At 67.6% G+C, this 22025-nt stretch carries 20 protein-coding genes; 12 read left to right on the forward strand and 8 right to left on the reverse strand.

Features of this window, described 5'->3' with window-relative positions; all coding sequences use genetic code 11:
• Positions 1-149: 149 nt before the first annotated feature.
• From ASF16_RS11520 to ASF16_RS11535, 4 genes are all read right to left on the reverse strand, one after another.
• Positions 150-1232, reverse strand: coding sequence for a TRAP transporter substrate-binding protein (locus ASF16_RS11520; protein ID WP_056166900.1), 1083 nt, complete (start codon positions 1230-1232; stop codon positions 150-152).
• Between the two features lie 354 nt (positions 1233-1586).
• The gene (dxs, locus tag ASF16_RS11525) at positions 1587-3476 is read right to left on the reverse strand and encodes a 1-deoxy-D-xylulose-5-phosphate synthase (RefSeq protein ID WP_056166904.1); all 1890 of its coding nucleotides are present in this window, start codon (positions 3474-3476) and stop codon (positions 1587-1589) included.
• A gap of 112 nt (positions 3477-3588) precedes the next feature.
• Positions 3589-4575: a polyprenyl synthetase family protein gene (locus ASF16_RS11530; RefSeq protein ID WP_056166907.1), complete on the reverse strand. Its 987-nt coding sequence runs from the start codon at positions 4573-4575 to the stop codon at positions 3589-3591.
• Positions 4572-4814, reverse strand: a complete 243-nt coding sequence (locus ASF16_RS11535) for an exodeoxyribonuclease VII small subunit (protein WP_056166910.1) — start codon at positions 4812-4814, stop codon at positions 4572-4574. The genes ASF16_RS11530 and ASF16_RS11535 overlap by 4 nt, the downstream gene beginning before the upstream one ends.
• A gap of 319 nt (positions 4815-5133) precedes the next feature.
• On the opposite strand from ASF16_RS11535, the gene ASF16_RS11540 reads away from it, so the two are divergent.
• The 5 genes from ASF16_RS11540 to flhC all read left to right on the forward strand — a co-directional run bounded on the left by ASF16_RS11540 (position 5134) and on the right by flhC (position 9543).
• Positions 5134-6273, forward strand: a complete 1140-nt coding sequence (locus ASF16_RS11540; protein ID WP_056166913.1) for an aromatic ring-hydroxylating dioxygenase subunit alpha — start codon at positions 5134-5136, stop codon at positions 6271-6273.
• Positions 6274-6390: 117 nt separating this feature from the next.
• Positions 6391-7302, forward strand: a complete 912-nt coding sequence (locus ASF16_RS11545; protein ID WP_056166916.1) for a DMT family transporter — start codon at positions 6391-6393, stop codon at positions 7300-7302.
• A gap of 70 nt (positions 7303-7372) precedes the next feature.
• On the forward strand, positions 7373-8278 hold the full coding sequence (locus ASF16_RS11550) for a sulfurtransferase (protein WP_056166921.1): 906 nt from the start codon (positions 7373-7375) through the stop codon (positions 8276-8278).
• A gap of 316 nt (positions 8279-8594) precedes the next feature.
• Complete coding sequence (gene flhD / locus ASF16_RS11555) at positions 8595-8921, forward strand: flagellar transcriptional regulator FlhD (RefSeq protein ID WP_056166924.1); 327 nt, start codon at positions 8595-8597, stop codon at positions 8919-8921.
• Positions 8922-8976: 55 nt separating this feature from the next.
• Positions 8977-9543: a flagellar transcriptional regulator FlhC gene (flhC, locus tag ASF16_RS11560; RefSeq protein WP_056166927.1), complete on the forward strand. Its 567-nt coding sequence runs from the start codon at positions 8977-8979 to the stop codon at positions 9541-9543.
• Positions 9544-9724: 181 nt separating this feature from the next.
• On the opposite strand, the gene ASF16_RS11565 is transcribed toward flhC, so the two are convergent.
• A complete protein-coding gene (locus ASF16_RS11565; protein ID WP_056166928.1) occupies positions 9725-10276 on the reverse strand; it encodes a FlgO family outer membrane protein in 552 nt (183 codons plus the stop codon).
• A gap of 23 nt (positions 10277-10299) precedes the next feature.
• Positions 10300-11043 (reverse strand): hypothetical protein, encoded by a 744-nt coding sequence (locus tag ASF16_RS11570; protein ID WP_056166930.1) that lies wholly within the window; start codon positions 11041-11043, stop codon positions 10300-10302.
• Positions 11044-11230: 187 nt separating this feature from the next.
• Here ASF16_RS11570 and ASF16_RS11575 point away from each other — a divergent pair, with 187 nt between their 5' ends.
• On the forward strand, positions 11231-12586 hold the full coding sequence (locus tag ASF16_RS11575; RefSeq protein ID WP_056166954.1) for an AI-2E family transporter: 1356 nt from the start codon (positions 11231-11233) through the stop codon (positions 12584-12586).
• A gap of 91 nt (positions 12587-12677) precedes the next feature.
• Here ASF16_RS11575 and ASF16_RS11580 read toward each other — a convergent pair whose 3' ends face one another.
• The gene (locus ASF16_RS11580; RefSeq protein WP_156372039.1) at positions 12678-12914 is read right to left on the reverse strand and encodes a hypothetical protein; all 237 of its coding nucleotides are present in this window, start codon (positions 12912-12914) and stop codon (positions 12678-12680) included.
• On the opposite strand from ASF16_RS11580, the gene ASF16_RS26120 reads away from it, so the two are divergent.
• Positions 12913-13287 (forward strand): hypothetical protein, encoded by a 375-nt coding sequence (locus ASF16_RS26120; protein WP_156372040.1) that lies wholly within the window; start codon positions 12913-12915, stop codon positions 13285-13287. The two genes, ASF16_RS11580 and ASF16_RS26120, sit on opposite strands and share 2 nt — an antisense overlap.
• A gap of 257 nt (positions 13288-13544) precedes the next feature.
• Here the strand turns inward: ASF16_RS26120 and ppc are convergent, their stop codons facing one another.
• Positions 13545-16334, reverse strand: a complete 2790-nt coding sequence (gene ppc / locus ASF16_RS11585) for a phosphoenolpyruvate carboxylase (RefSeq protein WP_056166937.1) — start codon at positions 16332-16334, stop codon at positions 13545-13547.
• A gap of 197 nt (positions 16335-16531) precedes the next feature.
• On the opposite strand from ppc, the gene hemC reads away from it, so the two are divergent.
• The 5 genes from hemC (at position 16532) to ASF16_RS11610 (ending at position 21844) form a co-directional block, all read left to right on the forward strand.
• The gene (hemC, locus tag ASF16_RS11590; RefSeq protein WP_056166939.1) at positions 16532-17497 is read left to right on the forward strand and encodes a hydroxymethylbilane synthase; all 966 of its coding nucleotides are present in this window, start codon (positions 16532-16534) and stop codon (positions 17495-17497) included.
• Between the two features lie 12 nt (positions 17498-17509).
• Positions 17510-18331 carry a uroporphyrinogen-III synthase gene (locus ASF16_RS11595; RefSeq protein ID WP_056166942.1) on the forward strand — a complete coding sequence of 274 codons (822 nt, stop codon included), beginning with the start codon at positions 17510-17512 and terminating at the stop codon, positions 18329-18331.
• Positions 18328-19443 carry a uroporphyrinogen-III C-methyltransferase gene (locus ASF16_RS11600; RefSeq protein WP_056166944.1) on the forward strand — a complete coding sequence of 372 codons (1116 nt, stop codon included), beginning with the start codon at positions 18328-18330 and terminating at the stop codon, positions 19441-19443. Before ASF16_RS11595 ends, ASF16_RS11600 begins: the two co-directional genes overlap by 4 nt.
• A gap of 160 nt (positions 19444-19603) precedes the next feature.
• Positions 19604-20881, forward strand: a complete 1278-nt coding sequence (locus ASF16_RS11605; RefSeq protein WP_056166948.1) for a heme biosynthesis HemY N-terminal domain-containing protein — start codon at positions 19604-19606, stop codon at positions 20879-20881.
• Between the two features lie 387 nt (positions 20882-21268).
• Positions 21269-21844 (forward strand): cytochrome b, encoded by a 576-nt coding sequence (locus ASF16_RS11610; protein WP_056166951.1) that lies wholly within the window; start codon positions 21269-21271, stop codon positions 21842-21844.
• Positions 21845-22025: the final 181 nt, after the last annotated feature.

A 22025-nucleotide genomic window follows, 5' to 3' on the forward strand; every position in this document is an offset into this window, starting at 1 on the left:
TGCGCATTGCCTTTGCTGTGTGGCGATCGGGCAAGCCGTTTGATGCTCATCGCATCACCCCAAGCGCTTGACTCGAACCATAGAACCTTTGCCAGGCCGCTGGGTGCGTCCCCCTCAGGGGGAAGGCGCCGCAGGCGACTCAGGGGGAGCTAAATCTTCTGCGCCGACATGAACGTGTCATACCGCGCTTCCGCAAACCGGAACCACAGGATCTGGTCACGCTGGAAGTTGCGCATGTCGCCGTAGATCTTTTTCCACTCCGGGCTTTTGGAGTCGTTCTGCGCGAAGACGTCCATCGATGCCTTGAACGCGGCATCCATCACGGTCTGCGAAAACGGCAGCACCTTGGTCTTGGCGGCCACCAGTTGCTTGAGCGCGTTGGGATTGAGCGCGTCGTACCGGGCGAGCATGTCCGTGTGCGCTATCGATGCCGCAGCCTCGATGATGAAGCGGTAGTCTGGCGTGAGCGACTCGTAGGCCTTCTTGTTCACATAGAGATCGACCTCGGGGCCGCCCTCCCACCAGCCGGGGTAATAGTAGTAAGGCGCCACCTTGTTGAAGCCCAGCTTCTGGTCATCGTAAGGGCCGATCCACTCGGCCGCATCGATCACGCCCTTTTGCAGCGCCTGGTAGATCTCGCCGCCCGGCAGGCTCTGCGGAATGGCGCCCAGCCTCTGCATGACCTCGGCCACCAAGCCGCCACCCACCCGGATCTTCAGGCCTTTGAAGTCCGCAGGCGTCTTGATCTCGCGCAGGAACCAGCCGCCCATCTGCGTGCCTGTGTTGCCGCAGGCAAAACTCACGATGTTGTAGCCGGCGTAGAACTCGTTCATGAGCTTGCGCCCGTTGCCATGCAGCATCCACGCACTCATCTGGCGGGCATTGAAGCCGAAAGGCACCGCACAACCCAGCGCGAACGCCGGGTTCTTGGCGTAGAAGTAATACGGCACGGCGTGGCACATCTCCACCGCGCCGCTCTGCACGCCATCCACCACGTCGAACGGGGGCATGAGTTCTCCGCCGGGGTGGACCGATATCTCGAACTTGCCGTTGGACAGGGTGCGCACGGCCTTCGCGAACACCTCGGCGCCGCCGAAGATGTTGTCCGAGGAGCGCGGAAAACTGGATGCTATGCGCCACCGCAGCGTGGGCTGGGCATGCACGGCCGGCGCAACGCCTGTGGCCAGTACACCCGCCAGACCGGAGTGCTTGATGAGCGAACGGCGATCCATACAAAAAGTCTCCAGAGGGGTGGTAGTGCCGGAAGGGAGCAGCCAGGGCACCCTTGCAGCGCCCGCACGGGCTGGTGGCCCGTTGCTTTTTGACGCAATTGTAGAAGGCAGGGGTGCGGACTGCCCTCTAGGTTTTCCCGGGCGCCGGGCGAGGTATCTCTGCGCCCGGCCGAAGCCGTCCAGGGCCGCAGCGGCAACTGCCCCGCTCTGGCCGATCGCAGTGCAAGGTGACGCCGAAGCGATGGCGCCGCACGCGGCGACGCTCCGAACGCGGCCGGCCATCAGTGCACGGCCTGTGCGGGCCGCCCATGCCAGTAGCCATTGCCGCACCACCGCCCCCTGGCGGTGTGCCGATCAGGACGCCAGGAAGCGTTGGCGGATCGCCCGCTCGATGCCCGCGGCATCCAGGCCCTGCAGTGCCAGCAGCTTGGCCGGGTCGCCATGCTCGATGAAGACATCGGGCAGGCCCAATTGCAGCACGGGGCGCACGATGCCCATGGCGTTGAGCGCCTCGGTCACGGCGCTGCCTGCGCCGCCCTGGATGGCGCCCTCTTCCAGCGTCACCAGCACATCGTGGCGCTCGGCCACGTCGCGCAGCAGGGCCTCGTCGATGGGCTTGGCCCAGCGCATATTGGCCACGGTGGCATCGAGCGCGTCACCGGCCTGCAGGGCCGGGTACAGCAGCGTGCCGAAGGCGAGGATGGCGATGCGCGGGGTGCTGCCGGGCGCAGCAGTGCCCTGTCGTTCGCGGCGGATCTCGCCCTTGCCGAACGGCAGGCCTTCCAGCCCCGGCAGGGGCGCCACGCCCGCGCCGCTGCCGCGCGGGTAGCGCACGGCCACGGGGTGGTTCTGCGCGAACGCGGTGGACAGCAACTGGCGGCATTCGCGCTCGTCGGCCGGGCACGCCATGCTCATGTTGGGAATGCAGCGCACGAAGGGGATGTCGTACGCCCCCGCGTGCGTGGCGCCGTCGGCCCCCACCAGGCCCGCGCGGTCGAGCGCAAAGACCACCGGCAGGTTCTGCAGCGCCACGTCGTGGATCAGCTGGTCGTAGCCGCGCTGCAAGAACGTGGAGTAGATCGCCACCACGGGCTTGACGCCCTCGCAGGCCATGCCGCCCGCAAAGGTCACCGCGTGCTGCTCGGCAATGCCAACGTCGTAGTAGCGGTCCGGGAAGCGCTTTTCGAACTCGACCATGCCCGAGCCCTCGCGCATGGCGGGCGTGATGCCCACCAGGCGCGTGTCGTGCGCGGCCATGTCGCACAGCCATTGGCCGAAGACCTGGGTGAACGTGGGCTTGGGCGGCGTGGCGGGCTTGGTCAGGCCTACGCTGGGGTCGAACTTGCCGGGGCCGTGGTAGGCCACGGGGTCGGCCTCGGCCAGCTTGTAGCCCTGGCCCTTCTTGGTCACCACGTGCAGGAACTGCGGGCCCTTGAGGCTCTTGATGTTCTCAAGCGTGGGGATGAGCGAGTCGAGGTCGTGCCCGTCGATGGGGCCGATGTAGTTGAAGCCGAATTTTTCGAACAGCGTGGCGGGCACCACCATGCCCTTGGCCTGCTGCTCGAAGCGCTTGGCCAGCTCCAGCAGCGGCGGCACGGGCTTGAGCACGGTCTTGCCCACGTTCTTGGCGGCAGCGTAGAACTGGCCGCTCATGAGCTGCGCCAGATACCGGTTGAGCGCGCCCACGGGCGGGCTGATCGACATGTCGTTGTCGTTGAGCACCACGAGCAGGTTGGCATCGGCCACGCCAGCGTTGTTCAGCGCCTCGAAGGCCATGCCGGCCGTCATGGCGCCGTCGCCGATGATGGCCACCGCGTGGCGGTTTTCGCCCTTGAGCTTGGCCGCCAGGGCCATGCCCAATGCGGCCGAGATGCTTGTGCTGGAATGCGCCGTGCCGAAGGTGTCGTACGGGCTCTCGGCCCGTTGCGGAAATCCCGAGATGCCGCCCATCTGCCGCAGCGTCTGCATGCGGTCGCGCCGGCCGGTCAGGATCTTGTGCGGGTAGGTCTGGTGGCCCACGTCCCACACCAGCCGGTCTTCGGGGGTGTTGAAGACGTGGTGCAGGGCCACCGTCAACTCGACCGTGCCCAGGTTGGAGCTCAGATGCCCGCCGGTCTGGGAGACGCTTTGCAGCACGAACTCGCGCAGCTCGGTGGCCAGCGCCTTGAGGTCTGCGCGCGAGAGCTGGCGCAGGTCTGCCGGGTCGTTGATGGTCTGCAGCAGGGGAAAGGACGTGGTTGACATTACTATTCTTTTGATAGCTGCTAGCGCTTGCTGGGCAAGCGGTAGGGGCTAGTTTTCATCATGATCGGCAACAACGGGGCAAGCACGGTGCATGAACAGGGCGAGAACGGGCTCAATGGGAGCGGCGCACGACCATGTCGGCCAGCGCCCCCAGGGCGCGGGTATCGGGCAGGCCGCTGCGCGCGAGCGCCGCGTACGACTCCTGCAGCAGTTCTTGCGCATAGGCCTGCGCCCGTGCCAGGCCCAGCAGCGACACATAGGTAGGTTTGTCGGCCGCGGCATCCTTGCCCGCCGTCTTGCCGAGCGTGGCCGAATCGGCCACCACGTCCAGGATGTCGTCCACCACCTGGAACGCCAGGCCCATGGCCGCACCGTAGTCTGACAGCGCCTGGTAGGCCGGCTGCGCGGCATGGCCGCACACGGCGCCCATGAGCACGCTGCCCTGCAGCAGCGCGCCGGTCTTGAGCCGGTGCATCTGGCGCAGCTGGTCTTCGGTCAATGCCAGGCCCACACTGGCCAGGTCGATCGCCTGCCCGCCGGCCATGCCGGCCGAGCCCGCCGCGCGCGCCAGCAGGCGGCACAGCGTGGCCTGTGTGGCAGGCGGTATGGCACTGCCGTCGGGCGTGAGCAGCTCGAACGCAAACGCCTGCAGCGCGTCGCCCGCCAGCAGGGCCTGCGCCTCGCCGAACTGCACGTGCACCGTGGGCTTGCCCCGGCGCAGCACGTCGTTGTCCATGCAGGGCATGTCGTCGTGCACCAGCGAGTACGCGTGGATCAGCTCGACCGCGCACGCGGCCCGCAGGGCTGCGTCGTCAGCCGGTGTCGTCGCCGCTGCCGCGGTTGTTGTCGCCGCCACTGCCGCAGCGGGGTGGGCGCTGCACACGGCCTCGTACGCGGCCAGCACCAGCAGGGGCCGCAGCCGCTTGCCGCCATCGAGCACCGCGTAGCGCATCGCATCGCCCAGGCCGGCGGGCGCACCGTCGCCCACCCAGTGCGACAGGGCTTGCTCGACATGGGCAAGGTGGTTTTGGCTCCAGGGAGCGGCATCAAAAGCAGAAAGACTCATCGCTGCGTCGGTCGGCGCGGGCACTGCACTCATTCCTGGCTCCATGGTTGCAGTTGGCCCTCGTCCAGCACCTTGATCTGGTCCTGCACGGCTTCGAGCCGCTGTCGGCAAAAGGCCAGCAGCGTGGCGCCGCGCTGGTAGCCGGCCAGCATCTGGTCCAGCGGCAACTGGCCCGACTCGATGCGGGCCACGAGCTGCTCCAGTTCCTCCAGCGCCGCTTCGTAGCTGGCGGGTTCGGAAGGAGGCGCGGGGGTGGCGGGGGCCTTGGGCATGGAGGGGGCGCAGAGCGCGGGTGAAAAAACCGGTCATTTTAGGCGCACCACTGCGACGCAGGGGGCCAAGGCCGCAGAATGGGCGCGCCCTTGCCGAAGCCAATCGCCAGCCGGTCCATGCCCAGGGCATCGCGGCGGTTTGATCTGCATCTAGAACGAAGCTTTTCAATACACGTAGCGGGGATGCGGGAATAACCCCACCGCCTATAATCCCATTCCCGCACACCGGCTCATGTTCCCGAGCCGGTTTCTTTTTTCTGGATGCGCTCCGGCGCACCTCCCGCACTTCCCTGTGGGGAGTCTTTAGGTCAGGTCACCCATGTCTGATTTAAGTCTTCAACTGCAGCAGGCCGCAAGCCAACTACCAGTTTCAAGCTACTTTGACGATGCGCTGTTCCAGCGCGAGCTAGCCACCATCTTCCAGCGCGGGCCCCGCTATGTGGGGCACCAACTGAGCGTGCCGAATGCGGGCGACTACTACGCACTGCCCCAGGAAGGCGAGGGCCGCGCGCTGGTGCGCAACGCCCAGGGCGGCGTCGAGCTGGTCTCCAACGTCTGCCGCCACCGCCAGGCTGTCATGCTCAAGGGCAAGGGTTCGCTGCAAGGCCAGGGCAAGGGCCATGCGGGCGGCAACATCGTGTGCCCCCTGCACCGCTGGACGTACAGCCCCCAGGGCGAACTGCTGGGCGCGCCCCACTTCTCGCACGACCCGTGCCTGAACCTGAACAACTACCCGCTGCGCGAGTGGAACGGGCTTCTGTTCGAAGACAACGGCTACGACGTGGCCGCCGACCTCGCCCAGATGGGCCCGCGCGCCGACTTGAGCTTTGACGGCTACGTGCTCGACCATGTGGAGATGCACGAGTGCAACTACAACTGGAAGACCTTCATCGAGGTCTATCTTGAGGACTACCACGTCGGCCCCTTCCACCCGGGCCTGGGCAGCTTCGTGACGTGTGACGACCTGCGCTGGGAGTTCGGCAAGAACTACTCGGTGCAGACCGTGGGCGTGGCCAACCGCCTGGGCAAGGCCGGCAGCCCGGTGTACGAGCGCTGGCACGAGGCGCTGCTCGCCTTCCGCGAGGGCAAGCCGCCCAAGCACGGTGCGATCTGGCTCACGCTGTACCCGCACATCATGGTGGAGTGGTACCCGCACGTGCTGACCGTGTCCACGCTGCACCCCATCAGCCCGACCAAGACCATGAACATGGTGGAGTTCTACTACCCCGAAGAGATCGCGGCGTTCGAGCGCGAATTCGTCGAGGCGCAGAAGGCTGCCTACATGGAGACCTGCGTCGAGGACGATGAGATCGGCGAGCGCATGGACGCCGGCCGCAAGGCGCTGCTGGCGCGCGGCGACAATGAAGTCGGCCCCTACCAGAGCCCCATGGAAGACGGGATGCAGCACTTTCACGAGTGGTATCGCAACGCGATGGGTGAAGCAGTACCAAAGCGCTGAACTGGGGCGCAAAGCCGCCTGAATCCGCGGGTTCACCCGCAATGCTCTCATTACAATAGCTGCCAGCGCTTGGTAATCCAGCGCGGCAGCTATTTTTACTTTCGAGACTCATTCCCCATGCAAGCCCTCTGGATGGTGTTGGCCGCGTTCCTGTTTGCCAGCATGGGCGTGTGCGTGAAGCTCGCCTCCAGCTTCTTCAACTCGGCCGAGCTGGTCTGCTACCGGGGCCTCATCGGCATGGCCATTCTGTGGCTGCTGGCCCGGTCGCAAAAGGTGAGCCTGGCCACGCAGTACCCGGGCATGCATGCGTGGCGCAGCTCGGTGGGCGTGGTGTCGCTCGGGGCCTGGTTCTACGCGATTGCCCATTTGCCCCTGGCCACGGCCATGACGCTCAACTACATGAGCAGCGTGTGGATCGCGGCCTTTCTCATCGGCGGCACGCTGCTGGCCTGGCGGCCCTCGGCCACCACCCCGCGCCCCGCGCTGCAGGGCACGCTGATCGCCACCGTGCTCACCGGCTTCGTGGGCGTGGTGATGATGCTGCGCCCCAGCCTGGACGCGCACCAGGCCTTCGCCGGCATGATCGGACTGATGTCGGGCCTGTCGGCCGCGTTTGCCTACATGCAGGTCGTGGCCCTGTCGCGCTTGGGCGAGCCCGAGTCGCGCACGGTGTTTTACTTTGCGCTGGGCTCGGCAGTGGCGGGCGGCGCCGCGCTGCTGTTCACCGGCACGTCGGTGTGGCCGGGGTGGCAGGCCCTCTGGCTGCTGCCCATCGGCATCCTGGCGGCGGGCGGCCAGCTGTGCATGACCAAGGCGTATGCCAGCGCCAAAACGCAGCGCGGCACGCTGGTGGTGGCCAACCTGCAGTACTCGGGCATCGTGTTCGCCGCCATCTACAGCGTGGCCCTGTTCGGCGACCAGTTGCCGCCCATCGCCTGGGCGGGCATGGCGCTCATCGTGGGCAGCGGCATCGCCGCCACCATCCTGCGCGCCCGCGCCGCACCCGGTGCGCCCGCTGAAGAACATTGATACGAACTGGATGCACGGGACCGCGCGCAACTGGACACAATGGAGCCCGTTGTTTTGACATCCCACTCCGATGACCACCTCTTACACCACCCTCATTTCCGCTTCTGAACTGCAGGCCCTGATCGACGGCGGCGCGCCGCTGATGGTGTTCGACTGCAGCTTCGACCTGATGCATCCTTCGGCCGGTGCACAGCAGTACGACCAGGCCCACATCCCCGGCGCCGTCTACGCCGACCTCGACCACCACCTGAGCGCCAAGCACGGCGCGCCCGGTGCGGGCGGCACCCTGACCGCGCAAGAGGCCGACAAGCCCGCGTCCGGCGGCCGCCACCCGCTGCCCAGCCGCGAGCGATTTTCGATGTGGCTCTCCAGCGTAGGCTTTGCCAACCACATGCAGGCCGTGGTGTACGACCGCCAGGGCGCCAACTACTGCGGTCGCCTGTGGTGGATGCTCAAGTGGGCGGGCCACGATGCGGTGGCCGTGCTCGACGGCGGCCTCCAGGCCTGGCAGACGGCCGGTGGCGCGGTGGCCAGCGGTGAGGAGCCCGCGCACTTCCAGTCCAACTTCGAACTGGGCGAGCCCCTGCGCCGCCTGGCCACGGCCGACGAGGTGCTGGCCGGCCTGGGCAGCCCCGCGCAAAACGTGATCGACGCCCGTGCCGGCGCACGCTTTCGCGGCGAAGTCGAGCCGCTGGACCCGGTGGCGGGCCACATCCCCGGCGCGCTGAACCGCCCGTTTGCCGAGAACATCGGCGCGGACGGCCGCTTCAAGCCCGCCGCCACACTGCGCGCGGAGTTCGACGCCCTGCTCGCAGGCCGCGACCCGGCCACCGTGGTGCACCAGTGCGGCAGCGGCGTGAGCGCCGTGCCCAACCTGCTGGCCATGGAAGTGGCCGGCCTGGGCCCTACCGCGCTGTTTGCCGGCAGCTGGAGCGAATGGTGCTCAGACCCCGCCCGCCCGGTCGAAAAAGGCTGATTCGCGCCACAACATGCCAACGCGGCGTGTAAAACCGCAAAAAAGATGGTTTTGCAGGCGCTATCAAAACCATGAGCAGAATCGGGCAGGGTGTGCATACAGGCACAGCACCCCTGCACCAATGGAAATGCGGGACAGCGCCTGAGGTTCTTGTAAGGCAAATTCCTACACGGCCCACCGCACAACCAGACACGCTGCACATCCAAACCCCGACTTAATTTCTGATTGGGGCGGTTTCACAATCCATTTCATCGGATCACGCAAAGCCTGCAATCAGCAGGAAACGCGGACCCCGAACTGGAAAAAGGAAGCTGCCATGACCAACGAACAAATCCTCGCTGAAATCCGCGAAGCCAACCTCACTTACCTGATGCTGGCCCAGACCCTGATTCGCCAGGACAAGGCGGAAGCCGTGTTCCGCTTGGGCATGAACGAGGAGTCTGCCGATATTCTCGCTTCGCTGTCCGCAGCACAAGTGATGAAGCTGGCCTCCCGCAACACGCTGCTGTGCAGCTTCCGTGTGGACGACAACCTGGTTTGGAGCTTGCTGACCAACCACTCGGCCAAGAAGGTGGGCAACGAAGCCACCAACACGCTGCACGCCAACATCCTGATGGCCAGCCGCGTGTCTGAAGTGCTCTGACAGAGCAGCGCTTCACCCGCCCCGCCCTCACCGCCCACCCCGCCGAAAGCCCGCCATGTCGTCCACCACCACTGCCGCCGCCGTCAAAGCCCCAGCCAAGAGCGTTCTGAACGAATCCAAGCAGATCGAACGCGCTGCCATGCTGATCCAGATGGGCGCACGCATGCAGGTGCTGGAGTCGGAAACCACGCTGTCGTACGAGCGGTTGATCCGCCTGTACAAGGAGATAGCGGGCAAGTCGCCGTCCAAGGGCCAACTGCCCTTCTCAACCGACTGGTTCCTGACCTGGCAGGAAAACATCCACAGCTCGCTGTTCTTGAACATCTACGAATACCTGTCCAAGGGCGTGGACCTGGATTCGGTGGAACTGCTGACCAAGGCCTACCGCCTGTACAACGAACAGGTCGCCACCGCCGAGATCGAACCCCTGCTGTCCTTCACCCGCGCCTGGCGCCTGGTGAAATTCGTGGACGCCGGCATGCTCACCCGCACCAAGTGCTCGCAGTGCAGCGGCCAGTTCGTGACCGAGCTGTACGAAAACCGCCACTTCACCTGCGGCCTGTGCAACCCACCCGCACGCGCTGGCAAGAGCAAGACCGCCGGCGCGCTGATGCTGCATTGACCTTTCCAGCAAAAAGCCCCGCACGGACTACCGGCGGGGCTTTGGTGTTTCTGGAGGAGACAACAGTCCACTGGTCTATGAACTCGCATGGACCAAGCCAGTGCCCCCGCGCAAGGGCCGCCCCGCCGCGCTGGGGGCGTCCCCCTCGGGGGAAGGCGCGAAGCGGCTCAGGGGGGCTTCACTACCTTCCAGCCAGCAACGCCCGCACGTTCTCGTCCATCGGCACCGCATAGTTGTACGCCGCCACCACCGTGTTGCCCACGGGGTTCACCAGCTTCAAGCTGATGTAGACCACCGTCGTGGACACCGCATACGTGCCCACCACCACGGCCTGGGCGTCCTGTGCCTGGCTGACCTCGCGCACCTCGCGCGACAGAAGCAACTCGCCCTGGTCGCGCTGCAGCAGCAGGTTGTCGCGCAGCTTCACCTCGGTCACCCGCAGCCCGCGGTGCACCAGGCGGCCCGCAATCTGCTCGGAGAAGATGCGGCCCAGACGGGACGATTCGGTCAGGCGGTCCACATTCACCAACGTGGCCACCAGCACCGGCTGGCGCGCGTCCAGCGGTGCGTACTGCAGCAGCGCGTCGGCAGCGCGCTCGTTGGTCTCGATCAGGTCGCTGCGCGAAATGCCACCGGCCCGGTCGCCGTAGTAGTAGCTGTGCATGGGGTTGCTCGCACAGCCCTGCAGGCCCAGGGCCAGGCAGGCGGCAGCCAGTGTGTGCATGGCGCGCATTGGGGCGCGGGGCAGGCGGGGCGTCATGGTGCCACCACCTGCCACGTTTTCATGGGTGTGGGCGGGGGCGGCATGGGGGGCGGCGGCTCAGGCGCCTTGGCCTTGTACAGGACCGAGTCATCCTGCTCGATGTAGTAGACATCGGCCGTGCGCGCCAGGTACCGGTCTGCACTTTCGAGCGACGTGGTGATCAGCACTTCGGTGCGCGTGGGCCCACCGGCTGCGGCGCCGCTGATTGCGTATTGCGTCAGGTCGGTGATCGCGCCCAGCGCGACGATCCCGCCGAGCATTGAACCCGCGCTCTGGTGGTAAAGATGCCAGTCACGCGCCACGCCCACGCCCAGTGCCAGGCGCGTCCAGGGCATCGGGCCCTTGCTGACCACCCGTGCCTCATGCTGCACCAGTTGCGTTTCAAACGTCAGCGTCACGGCCGTCGGCTGGGTGGACAAGGTCACGCCCCGGTCCAGCAAGCGCGTGATGAGCAGCTTGCGAAATCCGTTGTTGAAGCTGGTGTCGCCTGCGATCGTCGACACGTAGATGGGGTACTCACCGGCCGGCCAGGCGCTGATCTTGCTGGCAATGCGGCTGGCCACATCGTCGGCCAGCACATCCCAGTGGTGCACAGCGCGCGCCTTTTTCTGGTCGGTGGCGGGATAGTTGTCGGCGCGGGGCACATCCAGGGACGAGCAGCCGGCCATCAGCAGGACGGCAGCAGCTGCCGCGGCGCGCCACAGCACGCCCACCGCCCGTGGTCGTTGGTGTTTCATGCGCACGACCCCCTTGTCGCCGTGAAGTGAATGGAATGCAGGCATTGCAATGGCATCGCGTCATCGTAGCGGTGCAGGGGTTACCGCCATCAGGCAATAAGCGTGGGTTTTGCGCCGTTCTTCCCCCGGCACAACACGAGCGGTGGCGTGGCCGCCTACAAACGCGGTGGGATGGCTGCAGCACAATCTGCGCATGACTGCGCCCGCTGCCGACCCCCTGCCCCCTGCCCCCGCCACCACCGCGGACGCCGCCCCTGCCAGGCCGGCCGGCACCGCCCCTCAGGAGACAGCGCATGCAGCAGCGCCCCCGGCGCAGCCTCCCTCATCAACTCCGGCCGCTGACCGAATCAGCCCGCAGACTGTGGCGGCACCCGCAGGTCCTGCGACACCCGCCATGTCAGAAGCCGCGCTGTCCTCGGCCTCCCCCACCGCCTTGAACAGCCCGCTCATGCTCCACATGCCCGTGGACGTGCGCAACCTGTCGCTCGCCCTGCTGGCCCTGTTCGCCAGCGTGGCCTTGTTGCACTGGGCCAGTGCGGTGTTCATCCCCATCATGCTGAGCCTGCTGCTCACCACGGCGCTGCGGCCTGCCGTCGAGATGCTGCACCGCGCCCGCGTTCCGCGCTGGCTGGGCGCGGGCGTGCTGCTGATCGCCATCGTCGGCAGCCTGGCCACCGCCGCCTGGTCGCTGAGCGACGGCGCTGCACAACTGGTCGACTCCCTGCCGGTAGCCGCCAAAAAGGTGCGCGACAACATCCGCTCGCGCGCCACCACCGCCAGCCCGCTGGACACCGTGCAGCAGGCCGCCGCCCAGATCGAACAGGCCGCCAATGAGAACACGGCCGCCGCCCCCGCCCGCCGCGGCGTGCAGCGCGTGATCGTCGAGCGCCCGCCCTTCAACGTGCGCGACTACCTGTGGAGCGGCACCATGGGTCTGATGTCGGCCCTGGGGCAATTGACGGTGGTGATCTTCCTCACCTTCTTCGCGCTCGCTTCCGGCAACCTGTTTCGCAACAAGCTGCTGCGCATCGCCGGTACCAGCCTGGAGCGGCGCAAGGTCACCATCCACGTGCTGGAAGACATCACCAACCAGATTCAGCGCTACCTGCTGGTGCAGGTGTTCACCAGCGTGCTGGTGGGCGTGGCCACGGGCCTGGCGTACTGGGCGCTGGGCCTGCAGAACGCCGCCGTGTGGGGCGTGGTGGCCGGGGTGCTCAACCTCGCGCCGTACATCGGCTCGGCCTTGGTCACGGGTTCATCGGCGCTGGTCGCCTTCCTGCAGTTCGGCACCATCGACATGGCCCTGGCCATCGGCGGCGCGTCGCTGGTGATCCACACCCTCATCGGCAACCTGCTCACCCCCTGGCTCACCAGCCGCACAAGCAGCATGAGCCCCGTCGCCGTGTTCGTGAGCGTGCTCGCCTGGGGCTGGCTGTGGGGCCTGTGGGGCCTGCTGCTGGGCATCCCGGTGATGATGGCGGTGAAGGCGATCTGCGACCGGGTGGAAGATTTGAAAGCGGTGGGGGAGTTGCTGGGGGACTAAGGCGCCGTGTCACCCCGTAGCACTGCTGCTGCGCGGGGGCAACGGCCCACCGCCAACGACTGGGAGCTGTGCGAGCGACAGCGAATCGGCGTCAAAATTGCGCTGACTCGTTGCGCCGACGCTTGGCCGACTGGATGGTGCTGACCACGAACCATAGCGTGATGAGCCCGGTGGCGGTCAGCGTCTTCTCCTGCGCGAAGGCCTCTGCCTCCAGCCGGCGAATGGTGCTGTACACCACGATCGGGGAGATTTTCTCGTCCTGCTCTGCCGCGGCTTCCAGCGCCGCTATTTCCTGGTCGGCCTTGCTCCAAGTGATCCAGCGGGCCATGGGCGCCACCGCCAAAAACCAGAGGGCCAATGCAGCCAGCAACAGCGCCATCCGACGGATGATGCGGCCTCGCAGTGTTGAAGAAGAAGAACTCAGCATAGGTATTGATTGCAATGGGTGCGTTCCATGGGTTCATCCAATAGCCAGGGGCATGCAGGCAATCAAGCTTGAGCAGTCCGCCGCCAAACCAGACAGTTGCTGCACGCAGGCCAATGCCCCCGCTGCTGCCATTGCGACCACAGAACGCAAACACGCAGGCGAATGGCCTGCGTGCTTTGTGGTTCTGGAGATGGTTGTGCGCCGACGCTTTTCGCTTGGCTGGGGTCGCGCCGCAGATGCCGTCTATGACCGTGCTCCCCTCAATCTATCGTAGTAGAACGCCGCAGCGGGTAATGCCGGATTGGGGGTGCTCTAACCACCGAAGGTAGGGATTTAGACCGCGCCAGCCGCTGAAATGCTGGCGCCTTCCATCGTGCGGGTGATGGATGTGCACCCGGCCTCTCCGCAGGGGAGATAAGGCCATGGGGACACGGCCCCCTCGGAACCCCGCACCGCCGTGCTTCACAGCACGCCCTGCTCAACGCTCAGTGCTCAGTGCTCGGCACCACAGGGTCGTGCCGTGGAATCGCGTCAGCCCGTATTCCGCAACCCCGCTGCAATCCCGTTGATGGAGATATGAATCCCGGTCTGCACCCGCTCATCCCCCTGCCCTGCGCGCCAGCGCCGCACCAGTTCGACCTGCAAGTGGTGCAGCGGGTCGATGTACGGAAAGCGGTGCTTGATCGACCGGGCCAGTGCCACGTTGTTCGTCAGCCGCTGCTTGTCGCCGGTGATGCGGGTCAGGGCCTCGGCGGTGCGCTGCCATTCGGCCTCGATGGCGGTGAAGACCTTCTTGCGCAGGCGTGCGTCGGTCACCAGTTCGCTGTAGCGTGAGGCCAGGGCCAGGTCGCTCTTGGCCAGCACCATGTCCATGTTGGACAGCAGGGTGCGGAAGAACGGCCACTGGCGGTACATCTTTTGCAGCAGCGCCAGTTGGCTCTTGGGGTCCTTGCCTTCGGCGTTGACGAAGGCATCGACTGCAGAGCCGAAGCCGAACCAGCCGGGCAGCGTGAGGCGGCACTGGCCCCAGCTGAAGCCCCAGGGGATGGCACGCAGGTCTTCGATCTTCTGGCTGGCCTTGCGGCTGGCGGGCCGCGAGCCGATGTTGAGCTCGGCGATCTCGCGGATGGGTGTGGAGTTGAAGAAGTACTCGGTGAAGCCGGGCGTCTCGTACACCAGTGCGCGGTAGCTGCCCATGCTGGCCAGCGACAGCTGGGCTGCGGCATCGAGGAACGCCTTGGTCGCAGGCTTGGTGGGCTGCAGCAGCGTGGCTTCGAGCGTGGCGGCGACCAGCGTCTCCAGGTTGCGCCGGCCGATCTCTGGGTTGGCGTACTTTGAGGCGATGACTTCACCCTGCTCCGTCAGGCGGATCTGGCCGCGCACGGTGCCGGGCGGCTGGGCCAGGATGGCCTGGTAGCTGGGGCCGCCGCCACGGCCCACGGTGCCGCCGCGGCCGTGGAACATGCGCAGCTGGATGCCGTGGCTAGTAGCCAGTTCGTCGAACAGTTCCACCAGCGCGATCTCGGCGCGGTACAGCTCCCAGTTGCTGGTGAAGATGCCGCCGTCCTTGTTGCTGTCGCTGTAGCCGAGCATGATGTCCTGCTCGCTGCCGCTTCGGTGCACCAGGCCTGCCACGCCCGGCAGCGCGTAGAACTCGCGCATGATGGGCGCGGCATTGCGCAGGTCTTCGATGGTCTCGAACAGCGGCACCACGATGAGGTCGTTGCGGGCATCGCCGTCCAGCGTGCCGCGCATCAGCCCCACTTCCTTTTGCAGCAGCAGCACCTCCAGCAGGTCGCTCACGGTTTCGGTGTGGCTGATGATGTAGTGGCGGATGGCCTGGTGGCCGTAGCGCTGGCGCATGACCAGGGCCGCCTCGAAGATGGCGAGCTCACCCCGGGCATGGTCCGAGTAGCTGGCGCCCACCACACGCAGCGGGCGCGCGTCGTTGAGCAGGCGCAGCAGCAGCGCGCGCTTGTCGGTCTCGGACAGCGTGGAATACGCGGTCTCGATGCGTGCCGTGGACAGCAGCTCGGCCACCACTTCTTCGTGCTTGTCGGAGCTTTGGCGCAGGTCCACCGTGGCCAGGTGAAAGCCGAAGACCTGCACCGCGCGGATCAGCGGGTGCAGGCGCTCGGCGGCCAGGGCTTCGCCGTGGTGGGACTTGAGCGACGCCTCGATCACGCGCAGGTCGGCCAAAAAGGCCTCGGCACTCACGTACGGGTTCTGCGGGGCGACCGCATGGCGCGCCGCCTCGCCGCCGGTCAGCTCCTTGAGCGAAGCGGCCAGGCGCGCATAGACGCCCGTCAACGCCCGGCGGTACGGCTCGTCCACCCGGTGCTCGTTGGTGTCGGGCGAGCGCGCAGCCAGCGCCTCCATCTCGGCCGACACCTGCACCAGGCGCGCCGACAGCGACAGCTCGCCGCCCAGGTAGTGCACCTCGGTCAGGTAGTGGCGCAGTGCCACCTCGGCCTGGCGGCCCAGGGCGTACTGCAGGGTCTGCGCGGTGACGTTGGGGTTGCCGTCGCGGTCGCCGCCGATCCACTGGCCCATGCGCAGGAAGCTGTGCACGGGGTACTGGCCAAGCTCGGCTTCCAGGTCGGCATAGATCTTGGGAATCTCGCGCAGAAAGGTGGCTTCGTAGTACGACAGCGCGTTCTCGATCTCGTCGGCCACGGTGAGCTTGCTGTAGCGCAGCAGGCGCGTCTGCCACAGCTGGGCCACGCGGGCGCGCAGCTGTGCCTCGTTGGCGGCCAGCTCGCGCGGGGTGAGCGCGTCCTTGGCGGTGTTGTACAGCTGGGCGCGCACCTGGATGTCGTCGCGCGTGGCCAGCAACTGGGCGATGTCGCGCTCGGCATCCAAAATGCTCTTGCGTTGCACTTCGGTGGGGTGGGCCGTGAGCACCGGCGCCACGTAGCTGCCGGCCAGCGTCTGCGAGATGGTCTTGGGCGCAATGCCGGCCCAGCGCAGGCGCGACAGGGCAACCTCGATGCTGCCCTCTTGCGTGTCGCCGGCGCGCTCGTGCACGGCGCGGCGGCGGATGTGGTGGCGGTCCTCGGCCAGGTTGGCCAGGTGGCTGAAGTAGGTGAAGGCGCGGATCACGCTCACCGTCTGGTCGCCCGACAGCGACTTGAGCAGCTTCTTGAGCGCCCGGTCGGCCTCCTGGTCGGCGTCGCGCCGGAAGGCTACCGAGAGCTTGCGCACCTGCTCGACCAGCTCATAGGCGGCCACGCCTTCCTGGTCGCGGATCACGTCGCCCAGGATGCGGCCGAGCAGGCGGATGTCGTCGATCAGGGGCTGGTCCTTGTCGGATCGTTTCATGCAGGTGTCTCCGGGAATGGATGGGATGGCCGGGGGCCGCCCGCCCGGTCTGCGCCAGGCCACACCACAGCCCCGGTGCGGGCGCATGCTAGCATCGCCCGCCCCTGAAAGATTACAAACAGGTTACGAACTTGAGCACCTCCAAAGACGCCCCCCACGCTTCGCCGACCGGGTCGCTGCCCCCCCAGGAGTCTCGCTTGCCGCAAGGGCACAGCCCCGCGGCAACCCCGCCGCTTTCCATCGTGATCGCCACGCGCGAGAGCCGCCTGGCGCTGTGGCAGGCCGAGCATGTGCAAGCCCTGCTGCGCGCGCAGGGCCACACGGTGGAGCTGCTGGGCATGACCACCAAGGGCGACCAGATCCTGGACCGCTCGCTGTCCAAGGTGGGCGGCAAGGGCCTGTTCGTGAAGGAGCTGGAAGTGGCGCTGGAAGAAGGCCGCGCGCACATCGCCGTGCACTCGCTCAAGGACGTGCCCATGGAGCTGCCCGAAGGCTTCGTGCTGGCCTGCGTGATGGAACGCGAAGACCCGCGCGACGCCTTCGTCTCGCCCCGCTATGCGTCGCTCGCCGATCTGCCCCAGGGCGCGGTGGTGGGCACCTCCAGCCTGCGCCGCCAGGTGCTGCTGCAGGCCCTGCGGCCGGACCTGAAAATAGAGCCGCTGCGCGGCAACCTTGACACCCGCCTGCGCAAGCTGGACGAAGGCCAGTACGACGGCATCGTGCTGGCGGCCGCGGGCTTGAAGCGCCTGGGACTGGAGTCCCGCATCCGCACCGCGTTCGACCCCGACACCATGCTGCCCGCAGCGGGCCAGGGCGCGCTGGGCATCGAGGTGCGCGGCGAGCGGCAGGACCTGGTGGACGCGCTGGCACCGCTGGCGCACCAGGCCACCTGGCTCACCGTGGCGGCCGAACGCGCGGTCAGCCGTGCCATGGGCGGCAGCTGCTCCATGCCGCTGGCGGCACACGGCACGATGAGCGGCGGCGTGCTGCACATCGACGCTGCCTGGGGCGACACGGACGGCCAGGCCCCGCTGGTGCGCGCACAGGCCCACGGGCCCGTGGCCACGCTGGTTCAAGCAGAAGCACTGGGCACCGCGGTGGCCGAGCGCCTGCGCGCTGGCGGCGCGCGCGGCGTGGACCCCGCGTCCCGCCCACAAGACTGAGCCGAGGCGGCCATGCCCCTGCCCCGGGTGATCGTCACGCGGCCGGCCCGCGAGGCCGCGCACTGGGTTGATCAGCTTTCTGCGCACGGCCTTGATGCCGTCGCACTGCCGTTGATCGGCATCGGCCCCTGCACAGACCCCGCAGCCCAGCAGGCGCTGGCGCAGGCGCGCGCACGGCTGGTCGGGTACCGCGCGCTGATGTTCGTGAGCGGCAATGCCGCCACCTACTTTTTTGCATCAAAACAGCCCCTACCGCTGGATAGGCAGGCGCTACCAGCTATCAAAACAAGAGCATGGGCACCCGGCCCGGGCACAGCGGCCGCGCTGGTGCAGGCGGGCGTGCCACCCAGCCAGATCGACGGCCCGGCGCCCGATGCCGCGCAGTTCGACTCCGAATCGCTGTGGCAACAGGTGCACGGCCAGATCGGAGCCGGTGACCGTGTGCTCATCGTGCGCGGGCGCTCGGCCACGCCCGACGGCGCGCACGAATCGGTGCAGGGCACGGGGCGCGACTGGCTCGCACAGCAGATCACTGCCGCCGGCGGGCAGGTGGACTTTGTGGTGGCATACCAACGCGGCGCACCCACTTTCCATGCGGCGGAGAGGGCGCTGGCGCAACAGGCCGCGCAGGACGGCTCGGTGTGGCTGCTGAGCAGCTCCGAGGCCGTGGCCCATCTGGCACAGGCGCTGCCGGGCCAAACCTGGGCAGCGGCGCAGGCGCTGGCCACCCACCCACGCATCGCCCAGGCCGCCCGCGCAGTGGGCTTTGGCACGGTGCGGGAATGCCGTCCGGCGCTGGCCGACGTGGTGGCGTCGATAGAATCGGGCGCATGAGTTCCGCGCCTTCCCACGACCTGCCTCCAGCCCACGCCGGCGCGCCCGTGGCCGCACCGGCGGCCATTCCAGCCCCTGCACCGGCACCCGCCGCCACAGGCCGCGGCGGCGCCGTGACGCTGCTGCTCGGCACGGTGGCCGCCGCCGCGCTGATCAGCAGCGGCCTGTTGTGGCAGCGGCTGAGCGCCATCCAGGAGCAACTGGCCCGGCAGTCCGCCGACTCCGGCGCGCAGGCCATCGAAGCCCGCACCATGGCCCGCCAGGCCGAAGAACTGGTGCGCGACACCGCCGCCCGCCTGTCGGTGGCCGAGGCCCGCGTGAGCGAGGTGGCGCTGCAGCGCAGCCAGCTTGAAGAGCTCATGCAAAGCCTGTCCCGGTCGCGCGATGAAAACCTGGTGGTGGACATCGAGTCCGCCATCCGCCTGGCCCAGCAGCAGGCCCAGCTCACCGGGAGCCTGGAGCCGCTGGTGGCGGCCCTCAAGAGCGCCAACCAGCGCATCGAGCGGGCAGCCCAACCGCGGCTGGCGCCCGTGCAGCGCGCCATCGGCCGGGACCTGGACCGCCTGACGCGCGCCGCCGTCACCGACACCGCCGGCCTGCTGGCCCGCCTGGACGACCTGGTGCGCCAGGTGGACGAACTGCCCGTGCTGAACGCCGTGGCGCAGGCAGCATCAACCAAGCGCCTGTCCACCGGCCCGGCCGCTGTCGGCAGCCCGCCCGCCCCCACCGAGGGCATGGCGTGGTGGCAAGCCACCCTGCAGCGCAGTTGGGAAGTGGTGCGCGACGAAGCCCGGGGCCTGGTGCGCGTGAGCCGTATCGACCAGCCCGAGGCGATCTTGCTGGCGCCCGAGCAGACCTTCTTTTTGCGCGAGAACCTCAAGCTCAAGCTGCTCAACGCGCGGCTGGGCGTGCTCGCGCGGCAATTCGAGTCGGCCCGCGCCGACCTGACCGCCGCCACCGTGGCCTTGAACAAGTACTTCGACCCCGCATCGCGGCGCACCCAGAACGCGGCCAGCACGCTGCAGACCGCGCAGGCCAGCATGAAGGCGGCCGAGCAGCCGCGGCTGGACGAAACCTTGTCCGCCCTGGCCACCGCAGCAGCCGGAAGGTAAATGAATCACCCCCTGAGTCGCTTCGCGCCTTCCCCCTCTCCTGCGGGAGGGGGACGCCACCGGTGGCCTGGCGAAGCCAGTTCCACGGTGGCACTCGCCTCTGGCCGCGCCAGTTTCACGGGCAGGCGCGCAGTGCAGCGGATCACTGAGCAATATTGAAATGCGCGCAGCACTTTGGCTTTTGGCATTGTTTGGCGTGGCCGTGGCGGCTGCGCTGTTCGCGGGCAACAACCAGGGCACCGTCACCCTGTACTGGCCGCCGTACCGCATCGACCTGTCGCTGAACATGGTGGTGCTGCTGCTGGTGGGCGGGTTCGTCACCGTCTACGCCGCGCTGCGCGCCCTGGCTGCGCTGCTGGAGCTGCCGCACCAGGCCCGCCGCTGGCGCGTGCAGCAAAAGGAGCGCGCCATGCACGCGGCCTTGCTCGATGCGCTGACCCACATGCTGGGCGGCCGTTTCATCCGCTCGCGCAAGGCGGCGGTGGCGGCGCTGTCGCAAGAGAGCGCGCTGGCCGCCTCCGGCGAAGGCGTGCCGCACGGCGGCCAGCTGCGCGCTCTGGCGCACATGATTGCGGCCGAGGCATCGCATGCCCTGCAAGACCGCGCGACGCGCGAAAGCCATCTGCAGGATGCGCTGCAGGAGGCCCCGGCCCGCGGCTCCGTCAACGAGCAGGAAATGCGCGAAGGCACGCAGATGCGCGCCGCCCGTTGGTCGCTGGACGACCGCGACCCGAGCGCAGCGCTGGAACGCCTGGCCGCCCTGCCCCAGGGCGCGGCGCGGCGCACGCTGGCCTTGCGCATCAAGCTCAAGGCCACGCGCCTGGCACGGCAGACGCAAGAGGCACTCGACACCGCGCGCCTGCTGGGCAAGCACCGCGCTTTCTCGCCCAGCGCGGCGCAGAGCATCGTGCGCGGCCTGGCCACCGAGCTCATCAACAGCGCGCACGACACGGCGCAGCTGCAGCAGATCTGGCTGTCGCTGGAATCGTCCGAGCGCAACATGCCCGAGCTGGCAATCCATGCCGCACAGCGCCTGGCATCGCTGGGTGGTGACGCCACGCAGGTGCGCGCCTGGCTGCTGCCGGTGTGGGACCGCATGGTCGGCCTGCCCGACGCGCTGGCCGAACACCATGCGCTGAAGCTGGTGCGCGCGCTGGAAGCGGGCCTGGATGCACTGGACGCGCCCTGGCTGGCCCGCATCGAATCCGCCCACCAGGCGAATCCGCGCGACGCGCGGCTGCAGTACCTGGCCGGCATGGCCTGCCTCAAGCGCCAGCTGTGGGGCAAGTCCCAGCAGTTGCTCACGCAGGCCGCGCAGCAGCTGGCCGACGCCGGCCTGCGCGCCAGTGCATGGCGCCACCTGGCCGAACTCGCCGAGCAGCGGGGCGACGATGCCGTCGCGGCCGAGGCGTGGAAGAAAGCCGCGCTGGGCCGGTAACCCTGCGCCGCGCAATCCGCGCAATCCGCGCACCGGCGGCTTGAGCGAGCTGCCCGAGCACGCCGTTTGAAAGAGCCGCCAGGACGCGCTGCATGACAGAGCGACCTGCCGCCATGCCGCCGCTTCACAGTCCGACCGGCGCGGTCCGACCAGACCCCGGGCGCTCTTCATCCATCGCCTCACCCGATGCCCCCTGACCGCACAGGGTTACCCCAAGCATTGGGGAACTTTGATTGCTCAGGCCCCCTCAATTCATTTTTTTTGAACTGAGTGGTCAATCTGCCTGAAGCCGGGCCTGCCCCTGGCTTCCTACACTGCCCTATCACCGGACGCGCACCAGCACCCGCTGCAGCACGCCGGCGCCCACATTCCTGAGCCACCTTTTTGATGACTGCAACCGCCCAAGCCCCTGCTGCCGCAGCACCACCACGCCGCTACACGCGCACCGCCATCCTCCTGCACTGGGTGCTGGGTCTGGCGCTGATCGGACTGTTCGGCTTCGGCCTGTACATGACCGGCCTGCCGTTCTCGCCCCAGCGGCTCAAGTTCTACAACTGGCACAAGTGGGCGGGCGTGACCATCCTCGTGCTGTCGGTGCTGCGCCTGCTGTGGCGCTTGACGCACCGCCCCCCAGCATTGCCTGCCGCTGTCGACAACGCCATGCCGCGGTGGCAAAAACTGGCGCACCACGGCACGCACCACCTGCTGTACTTGCTGTTCTTCGCCGTGCCGCTGATCGGCTGGGCGTACAGCTCTGCGGCGGGCTTTCCCATCGTGTTCCTGGGCCTGTGGCAGCTCCCCGACTTCGTGCCGGTGAGCAAGGAGCTGGCCGAGGCCATCAAGCCCTGGCACCAGTACACCGCGTTCGCGATGGCGGGGCTGGTGCTGCTGCATGTGGCGGCAGCGCTCAAGCACCAGATCATCGACCGCGATGGCCTGCTCCAACGCATGCTGCCTCGATGAAACACCCCCTGAGCCGCTTCGCGTCTTCCCCCTTTCCTTCGGGAGGGGGACGCACCCGGTGGACCGGCAAAGGTTCTATGGTTCGAGTCAAGCGCTTGGGGTGATGCGATGAGCATCAAACGGCTTGCCCGATCGCCACACAGCAAAGGCAATGCGCAGCAGCTTGCGCGCCAGCACGACC

The sequence above is a fragment of the Acidovorax sp. Leaf78 genome, assembly GCF_001422735.1.
In the GTDB taxonomy this organism is placed as follows: domain Bacteria; phylum Pseudomonadota; class Gammaproteobacteria; order Burkholderiales; family Burkholderiaceae_C; genus Acidovorax.

Excerpts from the sequence above, each read along its gene's own strand:
- ASF16_RS11520 (WP_056166900.1), bottom strand. The coding sequence starts at position 1,232 with ATGGATCGCCGTTCGCTCATCAAGCACTCCGGTCTGGCGGGTGTACTG.
- dxs (WP_056166904.1), bottom strand. The coding sequence starts at position 3,476 with ATGTCAACCACGTCCTTTCCCCTGCTGCAGACCATCAACGACCCGGCA.
- ASF16_RS11530 (WP_056166907.1), bottom strand. The coding sequence starts at position 4,575 with ATGAGTGCAGTGCCCGCGCCGACCGACGCAGCGATGAGTCTTTCTGCT.
- ASF16_RS11535 (WP_056166910.1), bottom strand. The coding sequence starts at position 4,814 with ATGCCCAAGGCCCCCGCCACCCCCGCGCCTCCTTCCGAACCCGCCAGC.
- ASF16_RS11540 (WP_056166913.1), top strand. The coding sequence starts at position 5,134 with ATGTCTGATTTAAGTCTTCAACTGCAGCAGGCCGCAAGCCAACTACCA.
- ASF16_RS11545 (WP_056166916.1), top strand. The coding sequence starts at position 6,391 with ATGCAAGCCCTCTGGATGGTGTTGGCCGCGTTCCTGTTTGCCAGCATG.
- ASF16_RS11550 (WP_056166921.1), top strand. The coding sequence starts at position 7,373 with ATGACCACCTCTTACACCACCCTCATTTCCGCTTCTGAACTGCAGGCC.
- flhD (WP_056166924.1), top strand. The coding sequence starts at position 8,595 with ATGACCAACGAACAAATCCTCGCTGAAATCCGCGAAGCCAACCTCACT.
- flhC (WP_056166927.1), top strand. The coding sequence starts at position 8,977 with ATGTCGTCCACCACCACTGCCGCCGCCGTCAAAGCCCCAGCCAAGAGC.
- ASF16_RS11565 (WP_056166928.1), bottom strand. The coding sequence starts at position 10,276 with ATGCGCGCCATGCACACACTGGCTGCCGCCTGCCTGGCCCTGGGCCTG.
- ASF16_RS11570 (WP_056166930.1), bottom strand. The coding sequence starts at position 11,043 with ATGAAACACCAACGACCACGGGCGGTGGGCGTGCTGTGGCGCGCCGCG.
- ASF16_RS26120 (WP_156372040.1), top strand. The coding sequence starts at position 12,913 with ATGGGCGCCACCGCCAAAAACCAGAGGGCCAATGCAGCCAGCAACAGC.
- ASF16_RS11580 (WP_156372039.1), bottom strand. The coding sequence starts at position 12,914 with ATGGCCCGCTGGATCACTTGGAGCAAGGCCGACCAGGAAATAGCGGCG.
- ppc (WP_056166937.1), bottom strand. The coding sequence starts at position 16,334 with ATGAAACGATCCGACAAGGACCAGCCCCTGATCGACGACATCCGCCTG.
- ASF16_RS11595 (WP_056166942.1), top strand. The coding sequence starts at position 17,510 with ATGCCCCTGCCCCGGGTGATCGTCACGCGGCCGGCCCGCGAGGCCGCG.
- ASF16_RS11600 (WP_056166944.1), top strand. The coding sequence starts at position 18,328 with ATGAGTTCCGCGCCTTCCCACGACCTGCCTCCAGCCCACGCCGGCGCG.
- ASF16_RS11605 (WP_056166948.1), top strand. The coding sequence starts at position 19,604 with ATGCGCGCAGCACTTTGGCTTTTGGCATTGTTTGGCGTGGCCGTGGCG.
- ASF16_RS11610 (WP_056166951.1), top strand. The coding sequence starts at position 21,269 with ATGACTGCAACCGCCCAAGCCCCTGCTGCCGCAGCACCACCACGCCGC.